General features: G+C 58.7%; 9 protein-coding genes. 8 read left to right on the top strand and 1 reads right to left on the bottom strand.

Going from position 1 to position 13,347, the window contains the following annotated elements; genetic code table 11:
• Positions 1-259: 259 nt before the first annotated feature.
• The 8 genes from uvrD (at position 260) to GDV60_RS00580 (ending at position 11,439) form a co-directional block, all read left to right on the top strand.
• Entirely contained in the window at positions 260-2,443 is a 2,184-nt protein-coding gene (gene uvrD, locus GDV60_RS00545; RefSeq protein WP_029290045.1) for a DNA helicase II, read from the top strand.
• Positions 2,444-2,669: 226 nt separating this feature from the next.
• Positions 2,670-3,545, top strand: coding sequence for a Tim44 domain-containing protein (locus tag GDV60_RS00550; RefSeq protein WP_154907139.1), 876 nt, complete (start codon positions 2,670-2,672; stop codon positions 3,543-3,545).
• A 185-nt stretch (positions 3,546-3,730) separates the two neighbouring features.
• Complete coding sequence (locus tag GDV60_RS00555; RefSeq protein WP_029290050.1) at positions 3,731-4,228, top strand: RNA polymerase sigma factor; 498 nt, start codon at positions 3,731-3,733, stop codon at positions 4,226-4,228.
• Between the two features lie 43 nt (positions 4,229-4,271).
• On the top strand, positions 4,272-5,252 hold the full coding sequence (locus GDV60_RS00560) for a FecR domain-containing protein (protein WP_256679349.1): 981 nt from the start codon (positions 4,272-4,274) through the stop codon (positions 5,250-5,252).
• 190 nt (positions 5,253-5,442) lie between these two features.
• Positions 5,443-8,490, top strand: a complete 3,048-nt coding sequence (locus GDV60_RS00565; protein WP_256679350.1) for a TonB-dependent receptor domain-containing protein — start codon at positions 5,443-5,445, stop codon at positions 8,488-8,490.
• Positions 8,491-8,577: 87 nt separating this feature from the next.
• Positions 8,578-9,339 (top strand): Slam-dependent surface lipoprotein, encoded by a 762-nt coding sequence (locus GDV60_RS00570; protein ID WP_166647881.1) that lies wholly within the window; start codon positions 8,578-8,580, stop codon positions 9,337-9,339.
• A 93-nt stretch (positions 9,340-9,432) separates the two neighbouring features.
• On the top strand, positions 9,433-10,932 hold the full coding sequence (locus GDV60_RS00575; protein ID WP_159905969.1) for a surface lipoprotein assembly modifier: 1,500 nt from the start codon (positions 9,433-9,435) through the stop codon (positions 10,930-10,932).
• 99 nt (positions 10,933-11,031) lie between these two features.
• Positions 11,032-11,439, top strand: coding sequence for an SMI1/KNR4 family protein (locus tag GDV60_RS00580; protein WP_029290059.1), 408 nt, complete (start codon positions 11,032-11,034; stop codon positions 11,437-11,439).
• 54 nt (positions 11,440-11,493) lie between these two features.
• Here GDV60_RS00580 and GDV60_RS00585 read toward each other — a convergent pair whose 3' ends face one another.
• Positions 11,494-13,257 (bottom strand): cation:proton antiporter, encoded by a 1,764-nt coding sequence (locus GDV60_RS00585; protein WP_029290060.1) that lies wholly within the window; start codon positions 13,255-13,257, stop codon positions 11,494-11,496.
• Positions 13,258-13,347: the final 90 nt, after the last annotated feature.

Raw genomic sequence — 13,347 nt, forward strand, 5'->3', positions numbered from 1 at the left:
TGAGCCCGAAACGTCGACGGAGCATACACAAGCAGGCGTGCAGACCAAACTGCTCTGGATCATAAAAATCCGCGAATAAACCCGCGCAAACCTTTGGCCCAGAGGGGCTGAACAAGACAGGGCGCGGGCTGCAGGCGATGACTTACCGGTCATCCCTGTGGATCGATTATTTGCCGATTGTAGATCGCCGCTGTTTTTTTGTGCCGACCATCCGGCAATGGGATTTGCCCCCCTTCCCCCGGCACCCTAGAATGCGCCGATGCGCGATGATCTCTCCCTTTTGCTGAACTCCCTCAACGATGCCCAACGCCAGGCCGTAGCAGCCCCCGTTGGCCGTCAGTTGGTCCTGGCCGGTGCTGGCTCCGGTAAAACCCGAGTGCTGGTGCACCGTATCGCCTGGTTGATCCAGGTCGAGAACGCGTCCCCGCATTCCATCCTGTCGGTGACCTTCACCAACAAGGCCGCTGCCGAGATGCGCCACCGCATCGAGCAGTTGATGGGCATCAGCCCGGCCGGGATGTGGGTCGGCACCTTCCACGGCCTGGCGCACCGCTTGTTGCGGGCCCACTGGCAGGAAGCGGGCCTGGCCCAGACCTTCCAGATTCTCGACAGCGATGACCAGCAACGCCTGGTCAAGCGGGTGATCCGCGAGCTGGGCCTGGATGAGCAACGCTGGCCGGTGCGCCAGGCCCAATGGTTTATCAACGGCCAGAAAGACGAAGGCCTGCGCCCGCAACATATACAGGCCAGTGGCGACCTGTTCCTGGCCACCATGCGCAGCATCTATGAAGCCTATGAAGTGGCCTGCCAGCGTGCCGGGGTCATCGACTTCTCCGAGCTGCTGCTGCGGGCCCTCGACCTGTGGCGCGATAACCCCGGTTTGCTGGCCCATTACCAGAAGCGCTTCCGGCACATTCTGGTGGATGAGTTCCAGGACACCAACGCCGTGCAGTACGCCTGGTTGCGCCTGCTGGCCAAGGGCGGCGACAGTCTGATGGTGGTGGGCGACGACGATCAGTCGATCTATGGCTGGCGCGGCGCGAAAATCGAGAACATCTACCAGTATTCCGACGACTTCCCGGATGCCGAGACCATTCGCCTGGAGCAAAACTACCGCTCCACCGCCGGGATCCTCAAGGCCGCCAACGCCTTGATTGCCAATAACACCGGGCGCCTGGGCAAGGAGCTGTGGACCGACGGCGGCGAAGGCGAGGCGATCAACCTCTACGCGGCCTTCAACGAACACGACGAAGCGCGCTACGTGGTGGAAACCATTGAAAGCGCCCTGAAAACCGGGCTGGCCCGTAGCGATATCGCCATTCTGTACCGCTCCAACGCCCAGTCGCGGGTACTCGAGGAGGCTTTGCTGCGCGAGCGCATCCCGTACCGCATCTATGGCGGCCAGCGCTTCTTCGAACGTGCGGAAATCAAGAACGCCATGGCCTACCTGCGTCTGTTGGAAGGTCGCGGCAACGATGCGGCGCTGGAGCGGGTGATCAACGTACCGGCGCGGGGCATTGGCGAAAAAACCGTCGAGGCGATCCGCGAACACGCACGGCACAGCGATGTGTCGATGTGGGAGGCCATGCGCCTGCTGATCGTCAATAAAGGCCTGACAGGTCGCGCTGCCGGGGCGTTGGGCGGGTTTGTCGAGTTGATCGACAACCTTGCCGCCAAGTGCCTGGAAATGCCGCTGCACCTGATGACCCAGACGGTGATCGAGCAGTCGGGCCTGATCGCTTATCACGAAGCGGAAAAAGGCGAGAAAGGCCAGGCTCGGGTAGAAAACCTTGAGGAACTGGTCAGCGCCGCCCGCGCCTTCGAGAACAGCGAGGAAGATGCCGACCTGTCGCCATTGGCGGCGTTCCTCGGCCATGCATCGCTGGAAGCCGGCGATACCCAGGCCGACGAACACGAAGACAGCGTGCAGTTGATGACGCTGCACAGTGCCAAGGGCCTGGAGTTTCCCTACGTGTTCCTGGTGGGCATGGAAGAAGGGCTGTTCCCGCACAAGATGAGCCTGGAAGAGCCCGGTCGCCTTGAGGAAGAACGCCGCCTGGCCTACGTTGGCATTACCCGGGCGATGCAGAACCTGGTGATGACCTACGCCGAGACGCGTCGCCTGTATGGCAGCGAGACCTACAACAAGGTGTCGCGTTTCGTACGGGAAGTGCCGAAAGGGCTGATTCAGGAAGTACGCTTGTCCAACAGCGTCAGCCGGCCGTTCGGCGGGGGCCAGCAACAGAATTCCAGCAGTATGTTTGCCGGTTCGGAAATTCCCGAAACCCCGTTCAGCCTTGGCCAGCAGGTCAGGCATGCGATCTTTGGCGAAGGGGTGATCCTCAACTTCGAAGGCGCCGGGGCCCAGGCCCGCGTGCAGGTGAACTTCGCTGAAGGCAGCAAGTGGCTGATGATGGGCTACGCCAAGCTTGAAGCGGTCTAAACGAGCTTGCTCGCGAAGATCGTCAACGATAACGCGGGCATCCTGAATGAACGTGGTGTCTTAGGGTTTTTCGCGAGCAAGCTCGCTCCTACACTGTGTACGAATACCTCCTACGGAGCATTCGGATTAGGCCTTACGCAAAAGCCCGAAACATTATGTCGCTAGCCACTGTCAGTACACCTGTGCAACATGGCGCGCGTGCAATCCACAAATGGGAATTCCCTTTATGAAACGTTTTCTTAGCATCGCCATGGCGTTGTGCATCGGCCTGACGATGAGCCTCGACGCCAACGCCAAACGCTTTGGTGGCGGCAAAAGCTCCGGCGCAGCGCCGAGCCATCAGACCAGCCAAATGGCCCCCGCCGCTGGCGGCATGGGCCCAGCGGCTGCCACCGCAGGTGCAGCCGGTGCCGCAGGCGCTGCTGCCAAGGCCGGCGGTGCTTCGCGCTGGTTGGGCCCTCTGGCCGGTATCGCTGCCGGTGGCCTGCTCGCTTCCATGTTCATGGGCGGCGGCTTCCAGGGCATGCAGATCTTCGACATCCTGATCATGGCGGTCATCGCCTTTGTGATCTTCCGCTTTATCGCCGCCCGTCGCCGCAAGCAGCAGGAGCACCTGGCTCCAGCCGGCGCGCCGATGCAGCGTGAAGTGTTCGAGCAAAAGCCTGCCATGGGTTCGATCTTCGGCGGCTCGGCGGCACCTGCTGCTGCCGCTCGTCCGGTGATCAACGCGCCAGCCTGGTTCAACGAAGAACGTTTCGTCGAAGCGGCCCGCAACCACTTCCAGTCCCTGCAGCAACACTGGGACGCCAACGAAATGGACAAGATCGCCGAGTTCGTGACCCCGCAATTGCTGGAGTTCCTCAAGCGCGAACGTGCCGAACTGGGCGACGCATTCCAGTCGACCTACATCGACGACCTGCGTGTGCAACTGGAAGGTGTGGATGACCGCGCCGACAAGACCATCGCCACCCTGACCTTCAGCGGTGTGTCGAAGACTTCGCGCTTCGACCAGGGCGAAGTGTTCAGCGAAAGCTGGAACATGGAACGTCCGCAAGGCGAAAACCAGCCTTGGCTGGTAGCCGGTATCCGCCAGAACGGCTGATCCGCAAAGGCGCATAGCCTGCTGTAACAAACACCCCGGTCGGGTGCAGCGCTCCAAAGCGCCTGCACCGCCGGGGTGTTTTTTTGCCTGCGGAAAACTCAGTGCGGAGTTTTACTGGATTAATGAGAACGACTCTCATTATACTCGCCCTCCCCGGTTCTGCCCGAGCATAGGAAAGTGCCGCCGTGCTGGAAAAACTGTTCACTCAACACGCCCCTGCGTTGCATCGTTACCTGTTGCGCAAGAAGTGCTCCCCCAGCCTGGCCTCCGACCTGGTGCAGGACACATTTTTGCGCATCGCCCAGCTGGAGAGCCTGGAACGCGTGCTGTGCGCACCGTCCTATCTGTTTCGGGTGGCGCACAACCTGATGATCGACCATCACCGCCGCTTTGGTGAAAAGCGCTATGACAACGACCCCACGGCCTTTTTCGCCACGTTGGTCGATGAGACCAGTTGCCCTGAAGAACAGGCACTCGGCGCACTCGAACTGGAACACCTGGAAAGCCTGCTGGAGCGCATGCCTGCCCGTACCCGCGACGTATTTATGCTCTGCCGTGTCGAGGGCATGACGCACAAAGAGACCGCGCGCTATTTACGGATATCCACAAGCTCTGTACAAAAACACATGGCAATGGCCCTGGCCAGGATTGGTCGGGCGCTGGAACCTGGCCAAGAGGGCTGAGCCTTGTGTACGACAAAGAGCCAAAAGGTAAATAGACCCAACCGTGAATGCCTCCCCACAAACTATCGACCCGGTAGAGCGCAAAGCTGCCGACTGGGTGATGCGCCATCGCCAAGGACAGCTTTCGGCACGTGAACTCGAGGCCTTTGAGCACTGGCTGGCTGCCGATCCATTGCACGCCGCCGCCGCCGAGCGCGCCAATCGTGCGTGGCAGGCCACCGCACAGCTCAAGCAACGTCCCGGTTATGTAAAACCCCAGCGCCCGCCGCGGTCCGCCTGGCTGCGCATGCCGGTTGTCGGCGGCAGCGCCTTGGCCGCACTGACAATCGGCTGTTGGATGCTGTTGGCGCCACCTTTCTGGGTGCAAGCCCTGAACAGCGACTATCACACCGGCTTTGGCGAAGTACGCCAGATCACCCTGGCCGATGGCAGCCAGGTGCAGTTGGGCAGCCACAGCATTCTCAACCTGGCCTACGACGACCAGACCCGGCGCGTACGCTTGAGCCAGGGCGAAGCCGTGTTCACACCTGCGCCGATGAATGAACAGGAGCGTCGCCCCTTCACCGTCCAGGCACCCGGAGCCGATATCACGGCACGCGGCACCCGTTATCTAGTGGGCATTGGCAAGGATCGCGAAGGCTGGGTGGGCGTATTGCAGCACCGGGTCGAGGTCAACCTGACCGATCACGGCCGCGATGAGGCCGCCGGCTCGGCATTGCTTGAGCAGGGCAACAGCCTGCGTTTCAGCCCGAAATCGGGCCTTGTACCGCTGAGCACCAGCCCCGAGGAATTGGCCAGTTGGCAGGAAGGACGGCTGGTGTTCCAGCGTGAGTCCCTGGCCGACGCCACTGCCCGCATCAATCGCTATCGACCTGGACTGGTGCTGGTCAAAGGTGAGGCGCTGCGCAACGTCAAAATCAGTGCGGTGATGCGCCTGGATAACCTGAACGAAGCGCTCAAGCACCTGGTGGCGCAAGCCCATGGGCGGATTGTCGAGTTGCCTGGATTGACACTGATCTACTGATCAACCTTAAAAATCAAGATAAAAAACTCTATACATAGATCATAACGATCTATCGCGTTTTTGCAGCTGGGCCGTTTCTACTACATGTGAATAAATCTTATTTACTTTAGTGAGGCCGGTTTTGCAGACGCAAGAGAACAACAAAAAGTGCAAGGCAACAAAACGCACCCGGTTGAGCCTGGGAATTCGGTTGGCCGCCATTGCGCTGGTCGCCGATGCCGCGACCATCAGCCCGGTGCGGGCAGCCCCAGCCGCCAGTGCAGCGCATGCCCCGGCCACTGCTGTACATAATTTCGACGTGCCTACCCTGGCCCTGGATCAGGCCTTGGTGCTGCTGGCGCGCCAGGCCGGTGTCGAGCTTTACCTGGGCAGCAACGACTTCACCAACAGCTACGGCAACCCGGTCAAGGGTCGCCTGTCCCTGGACGCAGCGTTGCAAACATTGCTGGCCAATCAAGGTGTCACCTACAGCCTCGGCGGCCCGTCCGACCGCCCGATCATCCAGGTGCAACCCGGGCCGAACTCGGCCGGCATCCTGCCTGGCGACCTGCACCCCACCTATGTGCTGGGCATGGAAGGCAAACAGTCGCGCGACGAAAAGGGCTACAACGACGTCTACGACCAGGACATCTCCACGGTCTACGCCGGCAAGGAGCAGATCGAGCGCTACAAAGGCGCGGCCCCCGCCGATATGTTCAAGGGCATGCTTAACGTCTACAGCGGCGATTCGCGTAACAGCGGCGCGCTGGACCCGAACATCCGCGGCATCCAGGGCCCGGGGCGCGTGCCGCTGACCATCGACGGCACCGAGCAGGCAATCACCGCTTATCGCGGCTATATGGGCGCCAACAACCGCAACTACATCGACCCCAACCTGATCGGTAGCATCAAGGTGTTAAAGGGCCCGAACCTGGAGCGCAACGTCTATAGAGGCATCGGCGGCGCGGTGGTGGCCAGCACCCTGAACGTCGACGACGTGCTCAAGCAGGACCAGGAATATGGTGGCGAACTTAAAATAGAAGGCAGCAACAACTCGGTGTCGCCCAAACTGCAGACGCTGATGACCGGACAAATGCCCAGCCCCGGCTATGAATACTCGCCTATCAGGGGCTATTACGATCACTCTTTGTACAAACACCCACGCACCAGCAGCAGTAACAAGCTGCTGTCCAGCGATGACTCCGCCTACCGCCTGGCACTGGCCACCCGCCAGGAAAAATTCGAACTTCTGGCCGCCTACGCCTTTCGCGAAAAAGGTAACCACTACGCGGGCAAGAACAAGAGCGACTTCTACTCCAGTGGAAAGCAAGTCAACGGACAGTTTGACTACATTCCCAACCTCGCGACCATCTACAAACCGGGCGATGAAGTCCCCAACACCTCCAGCAAGATGGAGTCCTGGCTGGGCAAGGCCAAATTCAAGATCGATGAAAACCAGTCCCTGGAGTTCGGCTACCGCGACACCGATGCGCTGTATGGCGAGATCCTGCCATCACGGATCTCGTTCTTTAAACCCGGCACAACTTACGACGCCGCCACCAACGGCGTGCCGCAGTGGCCGTTGAGCCATGTGCAAAGCAAAGCCTACAACCTGGAATACAACCTCAAGCCCGAGGGAAACCCGTGGGTGGATTTCTATTCCAACCTGTGGATGACCAACACCCGCAGCGATACCTACAGCAGCGGCGGCGTCCCCAATCAAACCACCCTCGCCGACCCGGTGTACCGTAATACCGCCCTGGCCAACTCCAAGCATGATCGTATCGGCCTGACCACAAGCAACAAGTTCAAGTTACTCGACAGCCTCGATCTGACGCTGGGTGGTAGTTACCAGCATGAAAAGTTGGGCTCGAACGACAACTATTACGACCCCATCATCAGTGACACGTTGCGCATGTACCCTCGCGCCGGCCGCCGTGAAGAGCAGGAGTACAACTTCAAGTTCGACTGGCGTCCCGTGAGCTTCGCCAAGTTTGAGGCGGGGATGCGATATTCGTCTTATTGGGCGTTCGATGACTATCTGAAAAGCGCTCAGGACAAGAGTGGAATAACAACGCAACTTGAAGAAACCGGGCGTCGGGTGGATTACACCACGCGCAAAACAATGACGGATGCCGAATTAAAAACAACCATTGATCAGAAAATTGAAAACATGAAGGATTTCTGGGATGTTTTCGGCGCTACTGAAGCAGAGCGTTTGGCCGATATAGAAGTGATTAAACGAGAAACATCACCCATTCAAGAAATCCAACATAGGGTTAACTGGGAGAGTGATGGTAAAGGCCGCTATTCGCGCGCTAACAACCCGTGTATCAACGGCTTGAATGCAGGTGAAAATATCATTTCCTGCAGCTCTTCCGGAAATGGTGAGATCTACGAAAAAGACATCAAAGCCAAACACCAGAAAGACAGTGGCTGGACACCTTCGCTTTCTGCAACGTTCTTTACCTCGGAAAATGGCCGGGTCTACCTGCGCTACAGCGAGGCCATCCGTTACCCAAGCATGTTTGAAAGCACCATTGGCTTTTCCTCATCGATCAATCCCTGGGGGCTTGAGCCAGAGCATGCGCACAACTACGAAGCCGCCTACATCCATAACCTGGCCGGCTGGGGGGGCAGCGAAACCGCCGACATCAAGCTGAGCTATTACTACAACACCACCAAAAACGTGATCGAACGCGACCCACAACTGCGCTTCAGCAACTTGGAAAAGCAGGTCACTTCGGGTGTGGAGTTCCAAGGGCGCTACGATAATGGACGGTTTTTCACCGACATGAGCATTGGTCATGTCCTGAAAAACAGAGTCTGCGATGAAAACTCGGCTGTCTCCGTCAGCACCGACGGCAGTACCCCCAACTGCGTGGATGACGGATTTGTAGGCGGATATCTGGTGAGCATGGCAATGCCGGAGTGGACTGCCAACCTTGGTCTGGGTGCGCGATTCCTTGATCGAAAGCTGGAAGTGGGCGGACGGGCTATTTATTACCGCCAACATGAAAACAAGTTTTATGACAACTACCCCAACAGCGCCATGGTCAGTTATTACCTGAATACGCCTATGTCATGGGACAAGATCGTCACTTATGACGCCTACGTGAACTACAAGTTGACCGATGACGCATCCATCGAGTTAACCGGCACCAACTTGAGCAACCTTTATTACATCGACCCGCTGACGCGTTCGGCCATGCCTGCGCCGGGTCGAACTTTGAAGCTCGGTTTCACCGCTACTTTTTAATCCTGGAGGTATTGCATGGGAGGCTAAGAAGAAATTGGCAAACGCTTGACGTGTTGACTTAATTTAAATCACTCAATGGATGATGAAATGAAATCTTTCAACTACACAGTATTGGCAATGGCACTTCTGGGTCTGGCTGGCGTTGCTCAAGCAGCCACTTCTTCTGGTCAAAGTTACGATGGCACGATCGTCGTTGACGGTTCCAGTGGTTCAGGCTCAACCAATCACCCAGGTTCCGCGGGCCAGCCGGCCATTGGCGTTAAGGCTTTTTACAACGGCACGAAAGTCGCTTTCAGTGGTTTGAAAGGCATGGCTGCCACCGATGCCAATGGCGTCTCCACTATTACTACCGCGATGATGCCACCCTCTCACTCCACACTGGGCAACTTCGATTTCAAACAAGTTGCCAACCAACAGGTGTACTACGGAGAGTGGTCCCAGACTGGTGCCAACAATGACCCAAGCCGTGTCGTGTACTACTCCGGCGATACCGCTGGCCGCGTACTGCCAACGGCCAGCGTGACCTACGCGGTACAGGGCATCAACAACTACTCCGGGGCTAACGTGCTGTCTGGCGACCTGACCGCATCCTTCGGCACAGCGGCCCCGACTCTGGTCGGTTCGCTGAGCAACAGCACGCTGAAGGTCCAGTTGGCGGCCAACATCAACACCGCCGACGCCAGCTTTGCCGGCAACGCTGCAGCGCGCGATGCAGTCACTAATGCAAGCCTCTCAACCGGCACCACCCAAGGCAGCTTCTTCGGCGCAGGCTCCACCGCGTCGCTGGCCGGTATCGCCAAGTTCTCCGATCGCAACTACGACACCGCTTTCGGTGGCGTCGCCAAGTAATCGCCGGTTGAACCTGTTGTAGCACCACCCAAGCAAGTGCCTGCCCCCAGGCACTTGCTTTTGGCGTTTTGAAGCGATCCCGAGAGCCCGGTAATGCCCCAGCCCTACTGCAAGCGATCCCTCACGCTCCACGCTTTACCCTTTTCCCTGCTGCTGTTCATGGCCCCTGCGCTATTTGCTGCCGACCAGGACACCAGCTTGCGTCTGAACCAGACCATCGAGTACCGCGCCAATCAGCAAGAGCACGAGTTGCTCAAGGATGAATTGCCCAGCGACGGCACCGCACCACTCTTGAACATCGACGGCCAGGACTACACCGTCGGCAACAACCTGGATGAATTGGGCCGCGCGGTGTACGTGTCCCTCTCACGCCAGAACTGGCCACAGGCCAGGGACTATCTCAAACGCTACACCGCCCTGCCCGGCCACGATCCGATGCTCACTGCCTATGCCAAGGGTGGCCTGGCCCGCGCCGATGGCGACCTGGAGCAAGCCGAAGATTATTACCGCCAATTGCTGGCGATACAGTCCGACTTCCTGCCGGGCCGCCTGGAGCTGGCGCGGGTGCTGTTCGAGAACCGCAAGGATGGCGAGTCCAACGCCGTATTCCAACAGATCAGCAGTGGCCTCAGCCCCTCCGACGCGCAGGCCATGGGCCTGGGCAAGACCGTCGACAGTTTCAAGCAGGCCCTGGATCACCGTGAAGACTGGCAAGGCTCCTTCGCCATTGGCCCGACCTGGGGCAAAAACCTCAATCAGTCCCCCGAAAGCACAGTGACGTATCGCTACGTCACTGCCGAAGAAACCATTCTGGTCCAACGCTCGCTGCCCAAGGCTGTGTCTGCCCACGGCGCGGATTACGAGGCCACGCTCAACAAACGCATCGCCCTCAACGGTCATCACGGGGTGTTCATGCGCTCGCTGTTGTACGGCCAGGCGTATGAAAAGGAGAGCAAGTACAACGAAAGCACCCTTATCAACAATGCCGGCTACAGCTATCACGATGCGAAAAACCAGTACTCCCTCGGGCCATCGTATGAGTTCAACACCATCGCCGACAACGCCATGTACAGCGCCTGGGGGTTGCGGGGCGAATGGATTCACACGTTATCGGCTACACGCATGTTCAAGCTGGAAGGCGAATACAAGGACATGGCCTACAAGCACGACCTCAACAGTAACCTCGACGGCGGCATCAGCTCGGTCTACGCCACTCTGTGGCAGGCCCTGCCCCAGCGCTGGACGTTGTTCGGCGGCGTCGACCTGAGCCAGCGCAACGCCCGGGATCGCACCCAGGCTTACCTGCAAAAAGGCGTGCGGCTGGGCGTCGCCAAGGATTTCGAGGTGGGAGTCAGCGCTGTGCTGTTCGCGTCATACCGCAAACGCCAATACGATGCCTACAGCGCCATCGTCGATGACCGACGCAGCGACGATGAACAGGGCTACACCTTTATCCTGCGCGCCCCACGCCTGGCGGTGATGGATGTGGTGCCCAGTCTGACGGTCAAATACAACAAGGTCGTAAGCAATGTCGACTGGCTTTATTCCTACGACAAAAACAGCATCAGCCTAAAGCTGGAAAAGCAGTTTTAACCGTCTTCACCGGGTTTTCTATTTCGCGGTTGCACTTATAGCGAGCTACTGTATAAAACGCCCCTATAAACCGCGCCATCTAGCATGAGGATCCCGGCCGTGGAAGAAGTTATCGAACAATTGCGTGAAGCCAACGAACCGGTACCGGTTCCTCTGGAACTGCCCGACGAAGACCAGTTGGTGGAAGTCGAAGAACAGCTGTTTATCAACATCCCGTTTGTGTTCAAGGAATTCCTGCTGACCGTCAGCGATGTGGTGTACGGCAGCCTGGAGCCGGTGACCATCACCGACCCACAGTCCCACACCTATCTGCCGGAAGTCGCGGCCAATGCCTGGGATATCGGCGTGCCTCGCGAGCTGATCCCGATCTGCCAGGACGGTGACGATTACTACTGCGTCGAGGAAGACGGCACGGTAGTGCTGTGGTCCGGCGAAGAAGAGCTGGTCACCGAAGAGTCCTGGGAATCGGTGTGGCACTGGGCGCGGGACGTCTGGCTAGAAAGCTGATCTCACAAACCCTGCGTACGGCTCCTACGGTGAGTCGTTCGCCAGAGGGGGTGCTCAGTGCTCCGGGGTGTCCTTGTGGTTATCCAGGGTCTCCAGCAAGGCCACTTGCATGCGCGTATGTATGCGGATGAACCAGCGCCAGAGCACTGCGGCCACCGCAGCCGTGACCACGGCAATCAACACCAGCAGCTTGTTGGTCGGCAGGATACTGGCCGACAGGGCCGCCAATAGCAGGAAGATCACCAGCAGCGAGAGGATCGGGATCAGTTCGGCAATCACCCGTCGCACGCGCTGGGTATGACGCCCGGCCATTTCCGGCTTCACGCTCATCTCCGCCAGCAACATCGACAGCGCCTTGAGCTTGCGATACGCGGCGATCAAAAATGGCAGCGACAGCAACAACGCACCGCCCCAGATCAATGCCTTCTGCCAACTCGGATCACTGATCCAGCCTTCCAGATACCCGCCAATTCGTGCCGCGAAGAAACTACCGGTAAAGAAAATCGCCACCACCAGTGCCAGGTTCACCCCTACCTGCAGGATGATCTTGCGGATCATCGACGCCAGCATCGCGCCCTCGCCTTGGGGCGAAATACTGCGCAGCCATTCGCCATACATGCCAAACACCCGGCTCAGGCGCTGCGGCATCACCGCCGCGATCTTCAATGACAACGGGTCGGCGCCACGGATCAGGTACGGCGTCAGCAGCGTGGTAATCGCGGAAACCGCCACCGCCACCGGGTAAAGAAAGTCGCTGGTGACCTGCAAGGTCATCCCAAGCGCCGCAATGATGAAAGAAAATTCGCCAATTTGTGACAGGCCCATCCCGACCCGCAACGAAGTCCGGCCGTCATTACCGGCGATAAACGCGCCAAGGCCACAGGACAGCATCTTGCCCAGCACCACGGCTACGGTAATGACCGCAATCGGCCAGGCGTATTGCAGCAGGATCTGCGGGTCGATCATCAAGCCGATCGCCACGAAGAAAATCGCGCTGAACATGTCGCGAACCGGCTCGATCAGACGCTCGATTTTCAGCAGCTGCCGGGATTCGGCCATGATCGCGCCGATCAGGAAGGCGCCCAGCACCATGCTGTATTCGAGCTTGACTACCAGCAGGCAAAAACCGAAACACAGGCCCAAAACGGTGATCAGCAGCATCTCGTTGCTTTCGAATTTGGCCACGTAGGCCAGCAGCCGAGGCACCAGCAGAATGCCGATCACCAAGGCCACGATCATGAACAGCGAGAGCTTGCCCACCGTGGAAAACACCTCGCCGGAGCTGACCGTGCCGCTGACGGCGATGCTCGACAACAAGGCGATGATGCCGATACCGAGGATGTCTTCGACGATCAGCACGCCAAAGATCAGTTGGGCAAAGCGCTGGTTCTTCATCTTCAGGTCGTTGAGTGCCTTGACGATGATGGTGGTCGAGGAAATCGCCAGGATCGCGCCGAGGAACAGCGAGTCCATGGTGTTCCAGTCGAACCATTGGCCAATTTCGTAGCCAATCCAGATCATCAGGATGATTTCCATGAAGGCCGCGATAAACGCCGTGGCCCCCACTTTGAACAGCTTGCGCAGGCTGAACTCCAGGCCCAGGCAGAACATCAGGAAGATCACCCCCAGCTCGGCCAGGGTCTTGATGGTGTCTTCATCGTGGATCAGGCCGAAGGGCGGCGTGTGCGGGCCAATGATGAAGCCGGCGACGATGTACCCCAGGACGACCGGCTGCTTGAGACGATGGAACAGGATAGTCACCACCCCCGCCACGAGCATGATCACGGCCAAGTCCTGGATAAAGCTGATGGCGTGCATGGCGAGGGGCTCCTTGAGGGTACTGGCACTGTCCCGATTTCCACGCGGCCGCTACAACGGCGCGTAATGTGCGGAAGGAAAAGTCTGCCT

The organism is Pseudomonas sp. DTU12.1 (genome assembly GCF_009873475.1).
GTDB classification, from domain to species: Bacteria; Pseudomonadota; Gammaproteobacteria; order Pseudomonadales; family Pseudomonadaceae; genus Aquipseudomonas; species Aquipseudomonas proteolytica.

Excerpts from the sequence above, each read along its gene's own strand:
- uvrD (WP_029290045.1), top strand. The coding sequence starts at position 260 with ATGCGCGATGATCTCTCCCTTTTGCTGAACTCCCTCAACGATGCCCAA.
- GDV60_RS00570 (WP_166647881.1), top strand. The coding sequence starts at position 8,578 with ATGAAATCTTTCAACTACACAGTATTGGCAATGGCACTTCTGGGTCTG.
- GDV60_RS00585 (WP_029290060.1), bottom strand. The coding sequence starts at position 13,257 with ATGCACGCCATCAGCTTTATCCAGGACTTGGCCGTGATCATGCTCGTG.
- GDV60_RS00575 (WP_159905969.1), top strand. The coding sequence starts at position 9,433 with ATGCCCCAGCCCTACTGCAAGCGATCCCTCACGCTCCACGCTTTACCC.
- GDV60_RS00550 (WP_154907139.1), top strand. The coding sequence starts at position 2,670 with ATGAAACGTTTTCTTAGCATCGCCATGGCGTTGTGCATCGGCCTGACG.